Genomic DNA, 16,367 nt, shown 5'->3' with positions numbered 1-16,367 from the left:
TAGCAGTAGAAATCGCCACGGTGGCCTCCGCGCCTAGAAGTTCGTTTCGGCCGCGCCCTTCAGGCCGAGCATGGCGCGCGCTTCGGCGGGCGTCGCGATATCGAGCGAAAGCCCTTCTATCACTTGACGAATCTTGATCACCTGCGCCGCGCTCGATTCCGCAAGCTTGCCCGGTTCGATCCACAGCGAATCCTCAAGCCCGACGCGCACATTCGATCCTTGCGCGACACCGAGCGTCGCGAGCGGAATCTGATGGCGTCCCGCGCCGAGAATCGACCAGACGTAGTCGCTGCCGAACAGGCGGTCGGCGGTGCGGCGCATATGCATCAGATCTTCCGGATGCGGTCCGATCCCGCCGAGCAATCCGAACACGCTTTGCACGAAGAACGGCGGCTTCGCCAGCCCGCGATCGACAAAATGCGCGAGGTTGTACAAATGCGAAATGTCGTAGCACTCGTATTCGAAACGCGTGCCGTTCGCGCCGCACGAGGTCAGGATGTATTCGATGTCCGCGAACGTGTTCTTGAAAATCAGTGCGCGGCTGTTTTCCAGATGCTGCCGCTCCCAGTCGTGCTTGAGATCCTTGAAGCGGTCGAGCATCGGATAGAGGCCGAAGTTCATCGATCCCATGTTCAGCGACGCCACTTCCGGCTTGAAATGATGCGCGGGCTTGAGGCGCTCTTCCACCGTCATGTGCGGGCTGCCGCCGCTCGTGATGTTGATCACCGCGTCGGTCTCCGCCTTGATGCGCGGCAGGAATTGCTGGAACACGGCGGGGTCTTGCGTCGGGCGGCCGTCGTTCGGATCGCGTGCGTGCAGATGCAGGATCGCCGCGCCTTCTTTCGCGGCGGCGAGCGCGGCGTCGCCGATTTCCTGCGGCGTCACCGGTAGATACGGCGACATCGAAGGCGTGTGGATCGCGCCGGTCGGCGCGCAGGTGATGATGACCTTGCGTTTCGTTGCCATGCTGTTCGTCTCCGCTTGTTTGTTATGCGGTAAGCCGCGTTTTAAAGTACTTCGACGTTGCCGCAAACCGAGATCGCCTGCCCCGAGATGCCGCTGCCGCCCGGCGAGCACAAGAAAAGCGCGGTCGCCGCGACTTCCTCGGGCGTCGTCATCCGGCGCAGCGAAATTTTCGCGAGATAGTCTTTTTCCATGTCCTCGTAGGACTTGCCGAGCTGCGCCGCGCGCGCCGAAATCACCTTCTCGATACGCGGCCCTTTCACGATCCCCGGCTGGATCGCGTTGACGCGGATGTTGTCCGGGCCAAGTTCGATCGCGAGACTCTTGGTCAGGCCGACCACCGCCCATTTCGTGGCCGAATACGGCGTGCGGTACGCGTAGCCGAGCCGCCCGGCCACCGAGGAAAGCGCGATGATCGCGCCGCCATCGCGCGCCTCGCGCAGCATCGGCACGGCTTGCCGCGCGAAGTAGAACTGCGCGTTGAGATTCACGTCGATGGTCGCTTGCCATTCGTCTTCGGCAATCGCGTCGATCCCGCCGGTCGGCCCCGCGATACCCGCGTTGTTCACGAGCACGTCGAGACCGCCGAGATGCGTGCGAACGTCGTCGAAAACGCGCCCGACCGCCGCCCGATCCGATACGTCCGCGAGCGTCGCGGTGATCGCGTTGCATTCGCGCGATTCTTCCTCGCGCAACAACGCCGTGATGGCGTCCTGGCTCGCGTCGCATACATGGACACGCGAGCCCGCGTCGACGAACGCGCGGGCGATCACGAGCCCGATGCCCGATGCGCCGCCCGTCACGAGCACGCGCAGTCCCGCGTGCGGTTTCAACATCTGTAGAACCGTCATGCCTTGTCTCCCGCTGGTGTTGTCGTTGATACGCCTTCAGGCGCACGGCTCAGGCGCGCGCCGCTTCTCTGCTTTGCAGCCGATCCTGCAAGTCCGCCGCCGCGTCGCCGATATCCTGTTCGATACCCGCCTTCGCACCTTCGCCGTCGCCGCGCCAAAGCGCATCGACGATCATCCGGTGCGCCGCCATCGACCGCCGCATGTGCGGAATATCCGGCGCGACGAGGTTGAGAAACGGGCCGATGCGCATCCAGAGGTTCTGGATGGTCGCGAGCGTGAGATCGCTCGCGCCGTGCGTGTAGATGGCGATGTGGAATTCGAAATTGCTGCGCAGATACGCGGGCGCGTCGCCGGCCTCGACGTGCGCGTCCATCGTGTCGAACACGCGCTGGAGCGCGTCGAGGTGCGGCCGGGTCATCCGCGATGCCGCCCGGCGCGCCACGCAACCTTCGAGTGCGATGCGCACGTCGCGCAGTTCGTCGAGCAATTCGAGGGTCATCGGCGGGACGATCAGCGCGCGGCCCGGCCCGTCGATCAACGCGCCTTCCGCCTGCAAGCGCGTGAGCGCGCCGCGCACCGGCATCGTCGACGAACCCACCGCCTCCGCAACGCCGCGCAGGCTCAATAACTGCCCGGGCGCGAAACGGCCGGTCATGATCGCCTCGCGCAACTGCGCGTAGACGCGCCCGGCCATCGTCTCGCGCGCCACCACTTCGAGCGGTGGCAAATCATTTCCCGCAGAACGCGTCGCCACGTCGTGTCTCCTGCTGAACTTTGGTATCTGTGACCTGTGATCACACTTGCAATGAAGTGTGGTTCCGGCGCGTCGTCGAGTCAATCAAAAATGCGTAAGGGGAAACGCGGAGGCGGGTTCGGTCATAATCGGGAAAAGCGGCGCAAAATAAGGCATTGCGCGTCCCTTTGGCCGATTCGATTTTGCTAAAATCCGGCCACTCATCTGGAGAAACAAACATGAAGCCGCTCTTTTCTGTCGCCATCGCGGCAGTCCTTGCCGCCGGAAGCATCAGCGCGTTCGCGCAGCCGGCGCCCGCGGCGGAACCCACACCGGCGGCGCACACGATGTCGCCGGAGGAAGCCGCCGGGCTTCCTGACCTGAAGGCCATCAACCGTCCCGCCGCCGAAGTCAGCTCGAAAGTCGAAATCTCGCCGCCCCGGCTGCCGAGCTACTATGAAAAAAGCACGAACGGGACGGAAATTACCGAATACCGCGATAAAGGCAAGCCCGTCGAAATCAACGTTCGTTCGAATTTCGGCACGAGCTATCAAATGAGCGCGCCGGCCGATACATCGCCTTCTGTTCGTGACAATGGCCGCGCGAGCACGCGTTTGCCGTCGGTGAATCTGCGGTACTAAGTTGCACTACTGACTCGTTGTAGTCCGCACGCTGTTCCGCTTCGACGCCGCGCCTTTCACATGGAAGCGCGGCGCGCCAGACTGGCCGCCTTGCGCTCGACCGCGCGCGCCAGCTTTTCAACCTGACCGACGCTTCCTGCATGGCCGTATTTACCGCTGTCACCGCTCCCCAGCTTGCCGACTGGCTGCAAAACTACGATCTCGGCGAGGTCGTCGATTTTCGCGGCATTCAGTCAGGCATTGAAAACAGCAATTTCTTTCTGACGACGACGCGTGGCGAATATGTCCTCACGCTGTTCGAAAACCTGAGCGCCGAGCAACTGCCGTTTTATCTCGATCTGATGCGTCATCTGGCGTCGCATCGCGTGCCGGTTCCGGACCCGATGCCGCGCCGCGACGGCGCGTTGTTCGCCATGCTGAACGGCAAGCCCGCGACCATCGTGACGAAGCTCGACGGCGCGCCGGAACTGTCGCCGGGACCGCAGCACTGTATCGAGGTCGGGCAAATGCTCGCGCGGATGCATCTCGCGGGACGCGATTTTCCGCAGCATCAACCGAACCTTCGAAGCCTGTCGTGGTGGCGCGAAACCACGCCCGCGGTGTTGCCGTTCATCACCGGCGACCAACGCGATCTGCTGCAAACCGAACTTGCGCATCAGGCCGCGTTCTTCGCGTCGGACGACTTCGCCGCGTTGCCCGAAGGCCCGTGCCATTGCGACCTGTTCCGCGACAACGTGCTGTTCGCGCATCCGAGCGCGGGCGAAACGCAACTCGGCGGCTTCTTCGACTTTTATTTCGCGGGCGTCGACAAGTGGCTATTCGACGTTGCCGTGTGCGTGAACGACTGGTGTATCGACCTGGCGACGGGCGTGCTGGACCCGCTGCGTGTCGATGCGATGCTACGTGCCTACCAGACCGTGCGCCCGTTCACGCCCGCCGAAAACCATCACTGGAACGATATGCTGCGCGCGGGCGCGTTGCGTTTCTGGGTATCGCGTCTATACGATTTTTATCGTCCGCGCGAAGCCGAAATGCTCAAGCCGCACGATCCCGGCCATTTCGAACGCATCTTGCGCGAGCGCGTCGACGCCGCCTCTACTTCCGCTCAACGGTAAGCCATTCATGCAACTGATCGAAGTCCCCGCTAAAACCGGCTATGTGTGGTTCCGCCAGGGCATCTGGCTGTTCCGCCGGAATCCGCTCGCGTTTCTCACGGTGTTCTTCGCGTATCTGTTCGCAATGACGCTCATCTCGCGTCTTCCGCTCATCGGCCCGTTTTTGCCGCTGCTCCTGATCCCGGGCATCGCGGTCGGTTTCATGGCGGCGTGCCGCAACACGATCGGCGGAAAGCCGGTCTGGCCGACCGTTCTCGTCGATGGATTTCGCTCCTACGGCAGCGTCGTCGCGCGGCGTCTGCTGGTGCTTGGCGCGCTCTATATCGTTGCGATGGGCGCGATTTTCGCGTTGTCGGCATTGGTCGATGGCGGATTGCTGCTCAGCATGATGCTCGGCAGCGGTCCGTCGGGCGATCCGGAAACCGTGGCGGCCAGTTTCAGCCCGCTCGCGGTGCTCGTCGCGATGGGCTGTTACGTGCCGGTCGCAATGCTTTTCTGGTTCGCGCCTATTCTGGTCGCGTGGCACGACGTCGCGCCGCCCAAGGCGCTCTTCTTCAGCTTCGTGAGTTGCTGGCGCAATCGCAACGCGTTTATCGTGTACGGCGTGCTGTGGATCGCCATCGCGCTCGCCGTCTCGTTCGGACTGACCGCGCTGATGCAGGCGTTCGGCGCGAGCCAGGAAATGGCGCTGGCCGTGTTGATGCCCGCGTCGATCCTCGTCACGACCGCCCTTTACTGCTCGTTTTACGCGACGTATCGCGGATGTTTCGGCGTGCAGGACGCCGACAGCGCGGACGCGCCAAACACAAACAACTCCCCGCGCATCTGACGGCTCGGAGGATTGCCAGCTTGAAAATGGGCGCTTCGGCGCCCATTTTTTGTTAGTGCGCAAAGGACATGCGTACACTGTCGAATCGACCGACCAGGTGCAACGCCATGACGACCACGCCCGACATCCCGCTCGAACTCGATCAGCAGCTTTGCTTCGCGCTCTATTCCACCTCGCTCGCGATGACCAAGGCGTACAAGCCGCTGCTCGAAAAATTGAGCCTGACCTATCCGCAATATCTCGCAATGCTCGTGCTCTGGGAGTCGGACGGGCTGACGGTGAAGACGATTGCCGAGCGGCTCAACCTCGATTCCGCGACCATGACGCCCTTGCTCAAGCGGCTCGAATCGCAGGGATACGTCACGCGTACGCGGGGCGTCAACGACGAGCGGCAGGTCAATATACGGCTTACCCCGTCCGGACAGGCGCTCAAGGCGCAGGCAACAGGCATCCCACACGAGATTTATTGCGCGACCGGCTCGGATGCGCAGCGGCTTATCCGCTTGCGCGACGAACTGAAGCAGTTGCGATCGACGATCGAGGAATACAACGAAGGCTGACAAACACCGATAGTGGCCGATCATCGGAGCTATTAAAATTATTTAATTTGCACACTAACTATTAGCACGTTATATTTCATCCCGTGGTTGGCGCGAACGATGCCGATCAGCAGCCACCGAACCTTTAGCCGCTTACACGCGGCGTCAAACCAGGAGAAAACCATGAGCATTCTCTACACGGCAACGGCAACGAGCACGGGCGGCCGCGACGGCCGGGCAGTTTCGTCGGATGAGCAACTCGATGTGAAATTGAGCGCGCCGAAGGCGCTCGGCGGCACGGGCGCGGAAGGCACGAACCCGGAACAGTTGTTCGCGGCGGGCTATTCGGCGTGTTTCCTGAGCGCGATGAAGTTTGTCGCCGGCCAGCAAAAGACGGCGCTGCCCGCCGATACCACGGTCAGCGCCGATGTCGGCGTGGGGCCGAATGACAACGGTGGTTTCGCACTGGATATCGAATTGCGCGTGTCGCTGCCGGGCATTCCCGCCGATCAGGCGCAGAAGCTTGTCGATACAGCGCACCAGGTCTGCCCGTATTCGAACGCGACCCGCAACAACGTGCCGGTCCGCGTGAAAATCGTCTGAAATGCTGGCGGCGTACTCAGCGTTGTGCTGAAAGCGCCGCCAGAAATGCAAATGCCGGCTCAGTTAGCCGGCATTTTTGCATTGATGCGCGCCCACTCGGAGCGCTGCGCTTTGAATCGCGCGAATCTTACTGGGCAAGCCACGAAGGATGGCGGCCCGAAGCACGGCGATCCAGCTTTTTCATACGGTATTCGAGGTCGTAAATGTCCGTGGCTTCGGCCAGATACGCGTCATCGCGATCTTTGGAGCGTTGTTCGGACGATTTCGTGAGGAACAAAAAGAGTTGGCTGAGCAGATACATGTGGCACCTCGGGGATCAGGGTTATTACCTAGTGAAGCCATTATAGGGTAATCCCTGATCCAACGCCACACCTTTCGCACTAGAGCATTGATCCTAAACGCAAAATTGCAACACTTTAAACAATCACGCCACGCTGGCCGCCCGTGTGGCGTGCCTGGCTTGGGGCGCGCGGCGTTGGTGCTTGAAGAACTCCCACATCATCGCCGTGGCGTCGGGACCTTTGGCCGCATGAAATGCGACCGTATCGTCGCCGCCGCTCCACGCGTGGCCTAGCCCGCGCACGATGCAGGTTTTCACCACGCGGCGGCCGCCCTTCACGAAGTCGCGGACGGTCGCATCGGCGAGCTTTTCTTCGCGGCCTTCGCCGCTGCGCCACGCGCCGGTCGCGTCGATAAAGCCGTTCAGGCGCAGGAATTCGGTCGTCAACTGCTCGGCGTTCGTCTGCGAGACGACCGAATCGAGTTCGCCGTGCACGATCACCGCCGGCATGCCGGGATAATTCGGCACGTCGACGGCCGCGTTGATCAGCGCGACCGGGTCCTGGCGGCTGCCTCGCCGCATCAGGTCCATCGCGCCGATAGCCGAGCGCGAATCGCCGTAGACCACACCGGAATGCAGGCCGACCGCCGCGAAAACTTCGGGATATTTCATCGCGAGCATGGACGCGAGGCCCGCGCCCGCCGACATCCCGGCGACATAGACGCGTTCGGGATCGAGCCGATGCTCGGCCACGACCGCCTCGACGAGCGACACCACCGACGCCGCCTCGCCGCCGCCCGCACTTCCCGAGTCGTCGTACCAGTGCCAGCAGCGGTGCGCGTGATCGTGTTTCGACTGCTCGGGATACAGCACTGCAAAGCCAAAGCGATCGGCGAGCAGATTGATGCGCGTGCCCTGCGCGAACTCGTCGGCATTTTGCTTGCAGCCGTGCAGCATCACGACGAGCGGCATGCGGGCGAGCGCCGCGCCCGGCGGCAAATAGAGCGCGTAAGCGAGATGATTGACAAAACGTCCGGGCGACGGCGGCGCGCTGTGAAACGAGCGCGTCCACTTTCCGCCCGCCCAGGCCGATGCACGCGGCCGCACGCGGGATTCGCGCGCCGCCGGGCGCGCACTCGCGCGGCCGAGCGCGCCGATCTTCGGCGCAACGGCGGCCGGAGCGGCTTTTTTCGCGACCGTGGCGCGCGGTTTCGCGGCTTTCGCGGCTTTCGCCGCTTTAGCAGGCTTACGCGCCGTGAGCGCGCGAGGGATCTCGGCTTGCGTCGCAACGAGGCGTCGCAAGCCGCGCAGCCAGATCTTCGTAAGGCTCTTCGACATCGTATGAACTCCACAAACAGGGCTTGAGAAACGGCGCAATTCAGACCGCCGTGCTCGGGTTGGTGCAGCGCACAATAACATTAAACGCCGAGCCTTGCGCAAGGGCTGCACGTCCTGCTTTAGGAGCTTATAAGAACGTTCTGAACCCTTTTACGCGGAGATGGGCGCAGTTGCGCGGCGCGTAGCCTACGTTTAAAGGGGTTGAAGGACACAGTTCAACAACTGCCGCAGCGGTATAATGGTTACATGGCGCGCAACGTTTTAGGATTAATCTGACCATTAAAACCGCGGCTGCTTTGCCGCATTGCAGCAACCGGTGTTCCTGCGTGTAATTTCTTGCGTTTTAAACACTTCATTCACGGTTTATGCCCGATTTACCTTCATCGCTCTGGATTTCGATCACCGCGCTCGGCAGCGTCGGCGTGATGATCCCGCTCGCGCTCGCCGCAGCCGCGTGGCTCGCGCTCGGCTATCCGTGGCGCTATTCGGCTGGCTGGCTGACGCTGCTCGGCGTCGCGAGCGGGCTCGTCTTCGTGACGAAGATTGCGTTTCTGGGATGGGGAATCGGCGTGCGCCCGTGGGATTTCACTGGTATCAGCGGCCACGCGATGGTCGCAACAGCGGTCCTCCCTGTCGCGCTGTTCGTCGCGTTGCTGCCTGCGCGCGCGGGTTGGCGGGCTGCAGGCGTGGTGCTCGGGCTTGCGGCCGGCGCGGCAGTCGGTCTGTCGCGCGTCGTGCTGAGCGCGCATTCGGTGTCGGAAGTGGTGTTCGGCTGCACGCTCGGCGCACTGGTCGCGCTCGTGTTCGTCGCGTGTTCGTGGCGCGCGGAGGGCGACCGGCTTTCGCCCGCGCCGGTCGCGGCAAGTCTCCTGCTGGTCGCCGTCACGCTGCACGGCATGCCAGTGCCCACGCAGCGCTGGATCACCGGAATCGCGCTGCATCTGTCCGGCCACCAGCGCCCGTACATCCGCGCGCGCTGGAAGGCGGATCGCAATTCGCTGCCCCGGCCGTCGCCCGCTCAACGCACTCAAGCCGACTTGCCGAAGCCGCCGCTGGGCTGAAACTCGCGTCAATCCGCTGCTCGGATGCAACCCGCGTCAATCCCACATAGCGCGCATACCGCCGACCGTTATAACCGCAAATATATTACGATGCGGTTTCCTTCCACTCAGTCCACTGTCTCCGCTATGGTCAAGAAATCGCTGATCGCCGCTGTCGCCCTCGTAACCCTTGTCGCGCAAGGCGCGGCGCACGCCGATGAGATCGTCGTCTCGGCGGCCGCCAGTCTCACGAACGCGTTCAAGGCCGTGGGCGATGCATTCCAGAAGGCGCATCCCGACACGAAAGTGTTGATGAACTTCGGCGCATCGGACGTGCTGATGCAGCAGATCGTCAAAGGCGCGCCCGCCGACGTGTTCGCCTCCGCCGATCAGAAAGCGATGGACAAGGCCAACGACGAAAAAGTGATCGCAGCCGATACGCGCCGCGACTTCGCCGCGAATTCGCTCGTCCTGATCGTGCCGACCGACAGCAAATTCGCGCCGTCGACCGTGCGCGACCTGAGCGCGGCGAGCGTGAAACGCATTGCTTACGGCGATCCGGCATCGGTGCCGGTCGGCCGCTACACGCAGGGCGCGCTCACGCAAGCGGGCGTCTGGGACGCCGTGAGCGCGAAGGGCGTGCTTGCCGCGAACGTGCGCCAAAGTCTCGATTACGTCGCGCGCGGCGAAGTGGACGCCGGTTTCGTGTTCGGCACGGACGCCGCCGTCATGCCGGATCGGGTGAAGGTTGCGCTGACCGTGCCGACGCAAACGCCGATCTCTTATCCGATCGCCCGCGTCGCCCAAAGCAAGCACGCGGCGGAAGCCGACCAGTTCATCGCGTTCGTGCTCTCGCCCGCCGGACAAGCCGTGCTCGCGCAATACGGCTTCAAGGCGCCGCAAAAGTGATCGTCGATCAGGCCTGGACGCCGCTTCTCCTCTCGCTGAAAGTGGCGGGCTGGGCGACGGCGCTCGACATCGTGTTCGGCGTCGCGGTGGCGTTCGGCCTGTCGCGCTGGCGTTCGCCGGCGCGCGATCTCGTCGATTCGCTGCTTACGCTGCCGCTCGTCATGCCGCCGACCGTGCTCGGCTATTACCTGCTCGTGCTGCTCGGGCGGCGTGGGGTGATCGGGGAATGGCTCGACAAGTTCGATATTCAGCTCGTGTTTACGTGGCAAGGCGCGGTGGTTGCATCGACCATCGTGGCGTTTCCGCTCGTCCTGAAATCGGCGCGTACGGCGTTCGAAGCCGTCGATCCGCAATTCGAACGCGCCGCGCGCACGCTCGGCGTGACGGAAGCGGCCGTGTTTTTTCGCGTGAGCCTGCCGCTCGCCGCGCGTGGCATTCTGGCGGGCGCGCTGCTCGCGTTCGCCCGCGCGCTCGGCGAATTCGGCGCAACGCTGATGATCGCGGGCAACCTGCCGGGACGCACGCAGACGCTGTCGGTCGCCGTCTATTCGGCCGTGCAGGCCGGCGACGATCACACCGCGAACGTGCTGGTGATCGTGACGTCGGTGACGTGCGTCGTGGTGCTGCTCGCAGCCGGCAGGCTCCTGCCGCAACGTCCGCTCTCGGCGGCGCGCTGACATGACCACGCTTTCCGTTCGTCTCAAAAAGCATTTCGTCACGCCGCAGCGCGATTTTCTGCTCGATATCGCGTTCGACGCCACGCATCAGCGGATCGTGCTGTTCGGTCCGTCGGGCGCGGGGAAAAGCCTGACCTTGCAGGCCATCGCGGGTCTGTTGCAGCCCGACGAAGGCACGATCTTGCTCAATGGCGAGCCGCTTCTCGACACCGCGCGCGAGATCGATTTGCCGCCGCAGGAACGCCGGATCGGCTATTTGTTTCAGGATTACGCGCTGTTTCCGCATTTGAACGTGCGGCAGAACATCGCGTTCGGGCTGAAGCGCGGCTGGTTCAACGCGCCGGCGCGGTTCGCGCACGCGGACGTCGATTACTGGCTCAACGCTTTCGATCTCATGCCGGTCGCGCGCCAGCATCCGGCGCAATTGTCGGGCGGACAGAAGCAGCGCGTGGCGCTCGCGCGCGCGCTGGTGCCGCATCCGCGTCTTTTGCTCCTCGACGAACCGTTTTCCGCGCTCGATATGAACCTGCGGCAGCGCATGCGGCAGGAGTTGTCGGAGTTACAGAGCCGTTTCGACTTGCCGATCGTGCTGATTACCCACGATCCCGACGACGTCGCCACGTTCGGCGATCAGGTGATCGAATTGACCGAAGGCCAGGTGAAACACACCCGCGCTGAACGCACTGAACGGACCGCGCCCGAACTCAGTCCGTCACGCCGAGAATCACGCTCGACGCCTTGAACGCGGCGAACGCCGTGCCGCCTTCCACGAGCCCGAGCGCGTCCACGGCCGGGTTCGTGACGACGGCGGTGAGCGTGGTGGCGTCGTCGAGCGAGAGCGAAACTTCCGCATTCACCGCGCCGCGCTCGATCCGCGCCACGACGCCGCGCAACTGATTGCGCGCGGATATTTTCGGCGGCGGGTCAGCCAGCAGCAGCACCGACGAAGCCTTCACCAGCGCGAAAGCCTGCGCGCCTTCCGCGAGGCCGAGCGCTGCCGTGCTTTCGTGCGTGATCACGGCGACAATCGGCTGGCCGCCGGTCAGCGCCAGTTCGATCTCGTCGTTCACCGACCCGCGCGTCACCTTTCTGACTATCCCGAAAAGCTGGTTGCGCGCGCTCGTGCGCATGCCCATCCGCGCGATCAGTTTCCAGTCGTCGCCGAAATTTTCGATCGCTGCCCCCGCGCGTTCCAGAAACCGCCGATGCTCGCGCTCGATCGCGCGAAACGTTTCGATCAGGCGCAACGCCGTCGGCGTGAGCGTCGTTCCGCCGCCGCCGCGCCCGCCCGTCGCCCGCACGACGAGCGGCTCGCCGGCGAGATTGTTCATCGTGTCGATGGCGTCCCACGCCGCCTTGTAGCTCATGTTCACGGCCTTGGCCGCGCCGGTGATCGAGCCGGTTTCGCGGATCGCCGCCAGAAGCGCGATACGCGCCGCCCCGCCGAGCGTTTCGTCGCCGCTTTGCAGCCAGACGGAGCCGCCCACTTCGAGACCGTGACGGGCCGGAATGTCGTTCATGTTCGTGCGCCTTCTTAAAGCCGGAGAGGTTTCAATGATAGCGAGGCGTACACGTGCGGCTTATCCGTTCGGATCCTCATACGAATCTCCGTCGTTTTCGCCGGCAACGTAACCCAACATCGTTCAATTCATACGATTTACGCGCCTCGTGGCGCTGTCATCAAAGCGCCACGAAGCGCGTGCAACCATGGAAGCGACCTGCCGCACATTCGTTTCTCAAGGATTCCACCTCATGCCCGATATCACCTTCGATAGCCCCGCCGGCAGCCGCAAGCTCGGCCCGCGTCTCGCACTCGGCCTGTTCCTGGTCGTGCTCGGCGTGGGGATCGTGTATTGCGTCACGCACCTGCTCGACGATCTGCAGCCCATCCGTTCCGGCTCCATGCTGCCCTACTTCCTGCTCGGCGTGGCATTGTTGATCGCGCTCGGCTTCGAGTTCGTGAACGGTTTCCACGACACCGCGAACGCCGTCGCGACCGTGATCTACACGCATTCGCTAACGCCAAATCTCGCCGTGGTCTGGTCCGGCGCGTGGAATTTCATCGGCGTGCTGGTGTCGAGCGGCGCGGTCGCCTTCGGCATTCTCCAGTTGCTGCCGGTCGAGCTGATTCTCGGCGTCGGCACATCGCAAGGTTTCGCGATGGTCTTCGCGCTGCTGATCGCGGCAATCATCTGGAATCTCGGCACCTGGGCGCTCGGGATTCCTTCATCGAGTTCGCACACGCTGATCGGTTCGGTGATCGGCGTCGGGTTGATGAATCAGGCGCTGCACGGCGCGACCGGCACGTCAGGCGTGGACTGGGCGCAGGCGATGGCGGTCGGCAAATCGCTGCTGTTCTCGCCGCTGATCGGATTTATCGCGGCGGGGTTTCTGCTGTACATCCTGAAGCTCGTCGTGCGGATTCCGGCGCTCTACAAGGAGCCGGAGAAAAACACGCCGCCGCCGTTCTGGATTCGCTGCCTCCTGATCCTGACGTGTACCGGCGTGTCGTTCGCGCACGGCTCGAACGACGGCCAGAAGGGCATGGGACTCATCATGCTGATCCTGATCGGCACCGTGCCGACCGCCTACGCGCTCAACAAGGCCGTTACGACCGAGGAAACGCAGACCTTCCTGTCGGTCGGCCATCACGCGTCGGAAACGCTCCAGCGGTACGCGGGCGGCGCGGCGCCGGTCGCCGATCCGCGCGGCACCGTCGAGCGCTATGTCCAGACGAAAACACTCGCGCCGAACACGCTCATCGCGCTCAAGCAGGTGACGGATCTGATCGAGGAACAAGTCGGGCCGAGCGGCTCGATGGCGGCGGTGCCGCAGAATATCGTCGATAACGTGCGCAACAACATGTACATCGCCTCCGAGGCGCTGCGCCTGATGGACAAGCAAAAAGACCCAGCCTTCGCCGCCGCCGATGCCGCCGTCCTGAAAAACTACAAGGGCTCGCTCGACCACGCGACCAAGTTCATCCCGACCTGGGTGAAAGTGGCGGTCGCCGTCGCGCTCGGTCTCGGCACGATGGTCGGCTGGAAGCGGATCGTCGTGACGGTCGGCGAGCGGATCGGCAAGACGCACCTGACTTACGGACAAGGCGCGTCGGCGGAACTCGTCGCCATGCTGACGATCGGCGCGGCCGACGTCTACGGTCTGCCCGTCAGCACGACGCACGTGCTTTCGTCGGGCGTCGCCGGGACCATGGCCGCGAACGGCTCGGGCCTGCAATGGCGGACGGTGCGCAGCCTCGCGCTCGCCTGGGTGCTCACGCTGCCGGTCTCGATCGCGCTCGCGGGCGGCCTCTTCTGGCTGTTCCAGTCCTTCTTTTAAACGGCTTGCGGCCACACATTACAAAAAAGTGGCCGATCAAATGCAAGTTTTCCCTTGACGCTTCGAACTCCTGAGCCGGACGCACCACGTTCGCCCGGCCCAAGACCCTTGCCTGTCATGCCATGCACCAAGGTGGCACGGGCTTTGCTGTATGTGGGTACGCATCGGACACGATGCCGCGACCGCCGGACACCGGTCACGAGCGGCGGCGTGTTCCGTGCACGCGTGTGCCGTACTGGGAGGCACGCGAGAAACACATCCAGCGGTCTTAATAAAGGAGAAGTCGAATGACCATCGGAACCATCTTGCTGATCATCCTGATCTTGTTGCTGGTCGGGGCTATTCCGTCGTGGCCGCACAGCCGTAGCTGGGGTTATGGGCCGAGCGGCATTCTTGGGGTCGTGCTGGTCGTGGTGATCGTCCTGTTGCTGATGGGACGGCTTTAAGCGCGAAAGTGGCTTGTCATGTCAGGATGTCGGGGGCGGCACATGCCGCCTTCGATCCGACACCGCACGGCCGGCCGGATTTCCGGCCGGCCGTGTCCATTTAGGAGAACCGATTCGATGGACCTTCACCTGAAAGACAAGATCGCGCTCGTGTCAGGCTCGTCCAAGGGCATTGGCCGGGCAATCGCCATCGGCCTCGCGCGCGAAGGGGCGCGCGTGGTCGTGAACGGCCGCACGCAGGCATCCGTCGATGCCGCGCTCACCCTCGTGCGCGAGCAGGTGCCGGGCGCGAATGTCGAAGGCTTCGCGGGCGATCTGGCCGATCCCACGCAGATCGACGCGCTGCTCAAGCGTTTTCCGGCCGTGGACGTGCTCGTGAACAACCTCGGCATCTTCGACCCAACGCCGTTCGAAGACATCACCGACGACGACTGGCAGCGCTTTTTCGATACCAACGTCATGTCGGGCGTGCGCCTTTCGCGCGCGTATCTACCGGGGATGAAGGCGAAGAACTGGGGCCGCGTCGTGTTTATCAGCAGCGAAAGCGGCGTGCAGATTCCAGTCGAAATGATTCATTACGGCGTGACCAAGACGGCGCAACTCGGCTTGTCGCGCGGGCTCGCGGAAAGTTGCAAGGGAACGGGCGTGACCGTCAACGCCGTCTTGCCCGGACCGACGCATTCGGACGGACTCGACGAAATGGCCAAGAAGGGCGCGGGCGGCAAGTCGTTCGCGGAATTCGAGAAGGGCTTTTTCGAGACCGAACGCCCGAGTTCGCTGATCCGGCGTTTCGCGACGACCGAGGAAGTCGCGAATATGGTGGTCTATGTGTGCTCCGAAGCGGCATCGGCGACAACGGGCGCATCGTTGCGCGTGGACGGCGGCGTGGTGCGTTCTGCTTTCTGAGGCGCGTTCTGCTTCCCGATGAAAAAGGGCGCCTTTTCAGGCGCCCTTTTTCTTGCGGATTCCTGCGGAAAAATCGCGTTCAATCCCCCGGATAACTCACGCGCATCACGCGCCCGTCCGGCCCGACCTTGCGTGGCAAATCGATCATGGGAAGCGGTTGTTTCGGCGTTTTTCCCTTCGCCGATGCTGACGGCGCAGCGCCCGGCGACGATTCGAGCGCGGCGCGATCGGCGATCTTCTTGACCGTGGTCGCGCTCTTGCGTTTCTTTTTCGCCTGAACCGGTGTCTGCGTGGCGGCGTGCGCTTTCGGGCGAGCCTTCGTACCTTGCGATTCGGGCGGATTCCAGACCTCGCTGTATCGCTCGGCGGAGAGTCCCGGCACGGCGAAAACCGGCGCGGCCATAAAGAACAGCAGGACGGTGAGGAATACGGATCTCACGGATATCGCTCCAGATGTTTAATGTTCGGCGGCGCGCGAAAGTATAGCGTCGAGCGAGCGCTCCGAGGTGTCGAGCTCCAGCAGCGCGGCGTCCAGCCGGCTGAGCGCACGCGCCACGCCATTGCTGCCGCGCCATTCCGGCTCGCCGCGCGTGGCGTCGAATGCCGCCGATACCGCACGTGTCGCGCGGACGAGGCGGACGAGCGCGGCGGCTTCGGCGGAATCAGGATGGGCATTCATGTCGAACGAGCCTCGGTCAGGCAATTTAGCTGTATGAATATACAGTAACGCGGCGTCGGAGAAAAGTGGCGAAAAGACCACGCGCGACAAAACCGGTGCGGCCGTACTCCTTAAGCTGCCCTTAATTCTAGATAGGCACAGTCTCCTCGCAAGCCGCGCCAGCATTGGCCGCGCGCTCGTCCGTTAAGTCGGCAACCATCGGGAGGATGCATCATGGCGGTCGAAGCACTGTCTCAAAACCTCGCCCCGGCGATGAAAAGCGAATACGCGCTGTCGCTACGTGAATGCCGGCTGTCGGCGCCGTTCGAGCAGCCGTGGGGCCGTCCGTACCGGCTGGTCGAATGGGTGATGAAGGACGATCCCTGCGTGCGGCGGCGCGTCGTGCCGGTCGATTGCACGACTTCGCAAATCGCCGCCGTGCTGCGCGCGCACGTGCCGGGCCGGCGCTGCGGTCCCGGCGACGCGGATCTCTAAACACA

The 16,367-nt window shown here is 63.4% G+C and carries 21 protein-coding genes; 13 read left to right on the top strand and 8 right to left on the bottom strand.

Translation table 11 applies throughout. The features are described from left to right. Positions 1-33: 33 nt before the first annotated feature. The 3 genes from kce to AC3D25_RS25265 are packed head-to-tail and all read right to left on the bottom strand — an operon-like array spanning position 34 to position 2,508. Positions 34-966, bottom strand: coding sequence for a 3,5-dioxohexanoate:acetyl-CoA acetone transferase (gene kce, locus AC3D25_RS25275; RefSeq protein WP_488891225.1), 933 nt, complete (start codon positions 964-966; stop codon positions 34-36). Positions 967-1,007: 41 nt separating this feature from the next. Beyond that, complete coding sequence (locus tag AC3D25_RS25270; protein ID WP_488891224.1) at positions 1,008-1,814, bottom strand: SDR family oxidoreductase; 807 nt, start codon at positions 1,812-1,814, stop codon at positions 1,008-1,010. 49 nt (positions 1,815-1,863) lie between these two features. Next, complete coding sequence (locus AC3D25_RS25265; protein WP_488892149.1) at positions 1,864-2,508, bottom strand: GntR family transcriptional regulator; 645 nt, start codon at positions 2,506-2,508, stop codon at positions 1,864-1,866. Positions 2,509-2,786: 278 nt separating this feature from the next. Here AC3D25_RS25265 and AC3D25_RS25260 point away from each other — a divergent pair, with 278 nt between their 5' ends. The 5 genes from AC3D25_RS25260 (at position 2,787) to AC3D25_RS25240 (ending at position 6,274) form a co-directional block, all read left to right on the top strand. Then, a complete protein-coding gene (locus AC3D25_RS25260; RefSeq protein ID WP_488891223.1) occupies positions 2,787-3,188 on the top strand; it encodes a hypothetical protein in 402 nt (133 codons plus the stop codon). A gap of 140 nt (positions 3,189-3,328) precedes the next feature. Beyond that, complete coding sequence (locus tag AC3D25_RS25255; protein WP_488891222.1) at positions 3,329-4,303, top strand: homoserine kinase; 975 nt, start codon at positions 3,329-3,331, stop codon at positions 4,301-4,303. A 7-nt stretch (positions 4,304-4,310) separates the two neighbouring features. Next, on the top strand, positions 4,311-5,132 hold the full coding sequence (locus AC3D25_RS25250) for a BPSS1780 family membrane protein (RefSeq protein WP_488891221.1): 822 nt from the start codon (positions 4,311-4,313) through the stop codon (positions 5,130-5,132). 107 nt (positions 5,133-5,239) lie between these two features. Then, the gene (locus tag AC3D25_RS25245) at positions 5,240-5,692 is read left to right on the top strand and encodes a MarR family winged helix-turn-helix transcriptional regulator (protein WP_488891220.1); all 453 of its coding nucleotides are present in this window, start codon (positions 5,240-5,242) and stop codon (positions 5,690-5,692) included. A 162-nt stretch (positions 5,693-5,854) separates the two neighbouring features. Beyond that, on the top strand, positions 5,855-6,274 hold the full coding sequence (locus tag AC3D25_RS25240) for an organic hydroperoxide resistance protein (RefSeq protein WP_488891219.1): 420 nt from the start codon (positions 5,855-5,857) through the stop codon (positions 6,272-6,274). Between the two features lie 127 nt (positions 6,275-6,401). On the opposite strand, the gene AC3D25_RS25235 is transcribed toward AC3D25_RS25240, so the two are convergent. Continuing rightward, positions 6,402-6,575 (bottom strand): DUF3563 family protein, encoded by a 174-nt coding sequence (locus AC3D25_RS25235; RefSeq protein ID WP_488891218.1) that lies wholly within the window; start codon positions 6,573-6,575, stop codon positions 6,402-6,404. Positions 6,576-6,698: 123 nt separating this feature from the next. Further along, entirely contained in the window at positions 6,699-7,892 is a 1,194-nt protein-coding gene (locus tag AC3D25_RS25230) for an extracellular catalytic domain type 1 short-chain-length polyhydroxyalkanoate depolymerase (protein WP_488891217.1), read from the bottom strand. Positions 7,893-8,257: 365 nt separating this feature from the next. On the opposite strand from AC3D25_RS25230, the gene AC3D25_RS25225 reads away from it, so the two are divergent. The 4 genes from AC3D25_RS25225 (at position 8,258) to AC3D25_RS25210 (ending at position 11,260) form a co-directional block, all read left to right on the top strand. Continuing rightward, a complete protein-coding gene (locus tag AC3D25_RS25225) occupies positions 8,258-8,953 on the top strand; it encodes a phosphatase PAP2 family protein (RefSeq protein WP_488891216.1) in 696 nt (231 codons plus the stop codon). A gap of 126 nt (positions 8,954-9,079) precedes the next feature. Then, complete coding sequence (gene modA, locus AC3D25_RS25220) at positions 9,080-9,841, top strand: molybdate ABC transporter substrate-binding protein (protein WP_488891215.1); 762 nt, start codon at positions 9,080-9,082, stop codon at positions 9,839-9,841. After that, positions 9,841-10,518 (top strand): molybdate ABC transporter permease subunit, encoded by a 678-nt coding sequence (gene modB, locus AC3D25_RS25215; RefSeq protein ID WP_488892148.1) that lies wholly within the window; start codon positions 9,841-9,843, stop codon positions 10,516-10,518. Before modA ends, modB begins: the two co-directional genes overlap by 1 nt. A 1-nt stretch (position 10,519) precedes the next feature. Then, a complete protein-coding gene (locus AC3D25_RS25210) occupies positions 10,520-11,260 on the top strand; it encodes an ATP-binding cassette domain-containing protein (protein WP_488891214.1) in 741 nt (246 codons plus the stop codon). Here AC3D25_RS25210 and AC3D25_RS25205 read toward each other — a convergent pair. Continuing rightward, positions 11,223-12,038 carry a TOBE domain-containing protein gene (locus AC3D25_RS25205; protein WP_488891213.1) on the bottom strand — a complete coding sequence of 272 codons (816 nt, stop codon included), beginning with the start codon at positions 12,036-12,038 and terminating at the stop codon, positions 11,223-11,225. The genes AC3D25_RS25210 and AC3D25_RS25205 overlap by 38 nt on opposite strands. Before the next feature lie 232 nt (positions 12,039-12,270). Between AC3D25_RS25205 and AC3D25_RS25200 the strand changes: the two genes are divergently transcribed. The 3 genes from AC3D25_RS25200 to AC3D25_RS25190 all read left to right on the top strand — a co-directional run bounded on the left by AC3D25_RS25200 (position 12,271) and on the right by AC3D25_RS25190 (position 15,209). After that, positions 12,271-13,857 carry an inorganic phosphate transporter gene (locus tag AC3D25_RS25200; protein ID WP_488891212.1) on the top strand — a complete coding sequence of 529 codons (1,587 nt, stop codon included), beginning with the start codon at positions 12,271-12,273 and terminating at the stop codon, positions 13,855-13,857. Between the two features lie 287 nt (positions 13,858-14,144). Further along, positions 14,145-14,303 (top strand): DUF3309 family protein, encoded by a 159-nt coding sequence (locus tag AC3D25_RS25195; RefSeq protein ID WP_087134915.1) that lies wholly within the window; start codon positions 14,145-14,147, stop codon positions 14,301-14,303. 117 nt (positions 14,304-14,420) lie between these two features. Beyond that, the gene (locus AC3D25_RS25190; protein ID WP_488891211.1) at positions 14,421-15,209 is read left to right on the top strand and encodes an SDR family NAD(P)-dependent oxidoreductase; all 789 of its coding nucleotides are present in this window, start codon (positions 14,421-14,423) and stop codon (positions 15,207-15,209) included. A 79-nt stretch (positions 15,210-15,288) separates the two neighbouring features. Here AC3D25_RS25190 and AC3D25_RS25185 read toward each other — a convergent pair whose 3' ends face one another. After that, on the bottom strand, positions 15,289-15,648 hold the full coding sequence (locus AC3D25_RS25185; protein WP_488891210.1) for a hypothetical protein: 360 nt from the start codon (positions 15,646-15,648) through the stop codon (positions 15,289-15,291). An 18-nt stretch (positions 15,649-15,666) separates the two neighbouring features. After that, positions 15,667-15,888: a hypothetical protein gene (locus AC3D25_RS25180; protein ID WP_488891209.1), complete on the bottom strand. Its 222-nt coding sequence runs from the start codon at positions 15,886-15,888 to the stop codon at positions 15,667-15,669. A gap of 213 nt (positions 15,889-16,101) precedes the next feature. Here AC3D25_RS25180 and AC3D25_RS25175 point away from each other — a divergent pair, with 213 nt between their 5' ends. Further along, positions 16,102-16,362, top strand: a complete 261-nt coding sequence (locus AC3D25_RS25175) for a DUF2866 domain-containing protein (protein WP_488891208.1) — start codon at positions 16,102-16,104, stop codon at positions 16,360-16,362. Positions 16,363-16,367 lie beyond the last annotated feature (5 nt).

The organism is Caballeronia sp. SL1002 (genome assembly GCF_057814995.1).
This window is presented reverse-complemented; position numbering and strand designations above follow the sequence as displayed.

Bases quoted from the DNA above. Each gene is read 5' to 3' on its own strand.
- kce (WP_488891225.1), bottom strand. From the start codon at position 966: ATGGCAACGAAACGCAAGGTCATCATCACCTGCGCGCCGACCGGCGCG.
- AC3D25_RS25270 (WP_488891224.1), bottom strand. From the start codon at position 1,814: ATGACGGTTCTACAGATGTTGAAACCGCACGCGGGACTGCGCGTGCTC.
- AC3D25_RS25265 (WP_488892149.1), bottom strand. From the start codon at position 2,508: ATGGCCGGGCGCGTCTACGCGCAGTTGCGCGAGGCGATCATGACCGGC.
- AC3D25_RS25260 (WP_488891223.1), top strand. From the start codon at position 2,787: ATGAAGCCGCTCTTTTCTGTCGCCATCGCGGCAGTCCTTGCCGCCGGA.
- AC3D25_RS25255 (WP_488891222.1), top strand. From the start codon at position 3,329: ATGGCCGTATTTACCGCTGTCACCGCTCCCCAGCTTGCCGACTGGCTG.
- AC3D25_RS25250 (WP_488891221.1), top strand. From the start codon at position 4,311: ATGCAACTGATCGAAGTCCCCGCTAAAACCGGCTATGTGTGGTTCCGC.
- AC3D25_RS25245 (WP_488891220.1), top strand. From the start codon at position 5,240: ATGACGACCACGCCCGACATCCCGCTCGAACTCGATCAGCAGCTTTGC.
- AC3D25_RS25240 (WP_488891219.1), top strand. From the start codon at position 5,855: ATGAGCATTCTCTACACGGCAACGGCAACGAGCACGGGCGGCCGCGAC.
- AC3D25_RS25235 (WP_488891218.1), bottom strand. From the start codon at position 6,575: ATGTATCTGCTCAGCCAACTCTTTTTGTTCCTCACGAAATCGTCCGAA.
- AC3D25_RS25230 (WP_488891217.1), bottom strand. From the start codon at position 7,892: ATGTCGAAGAGCCTTACGAAGATCTGGCTGCGCGGCTTGCGACGCCTC.
- AC3D25_RS25225 (WP_488891216.1), top strand. From the start codon at position 8,258: ATGCCCGATTTACCTTCATCGCTCTGGATTTCGATCACCGCGCTCGGC.
- modA (WP_488891215.1), top strand. From the start codon at position 9,080: ATGGTCAAGAAATCGCTGATCGCCGCTGTCGCCCTCGTAACCCTTGTC.
- AC3D25_RS25210 (WP_488891214.1), top strand. From the start codon at position 10,520: ATGACCACGCTTTCCGTTCGTCTCAAAAAGCATTTCGTCACGCCGCAG.
- AC3D25_RS25205 (WP_488891213.1), bottom strand. From the start codon at position 12,038: ATGAACGACATTCCGGCCCGTCACGGTCTCGAAGTGGGCGGCTCCGTC.
- AC3D25_RS25200 (WP_488891212.1), top strand. From the start codon at position 12,271: ATGCCCGATATCACCTTCGATAGCCCCGCCGGCAGCCGCAAGCTCGGC.
- AC3D25_RS25195 (WP_087134915.1), top strand. From the start codon at position 14,145: ATGACCATCGGAACCATCTTGCTGATCATCCTGATCTTGTTGCTGGTC.
- AC3D25_RS25190 (WP_488891211.1), top strand. From the start codon at position 14,421: ATGGACCTTCACCTGAAAGACAAGATCGCGCTCGTGTCAGGCTCGTCC.
- AC3D25_RS25180 (WP_488891209.1), bottom strand. From the start codon at position 15,888: ATGAATGCCCATCCTGATTCCGCCGAAGCCGCCGCGCTCGTCCGCCTC.
- AC3D25_RS25175 (WP_488891208.1), top strand. From the start codon at position 16,102: ATGGCGGTCGAAGCACTGTCTCAAAACCTCGCCCCGGCGATGAAAAGC.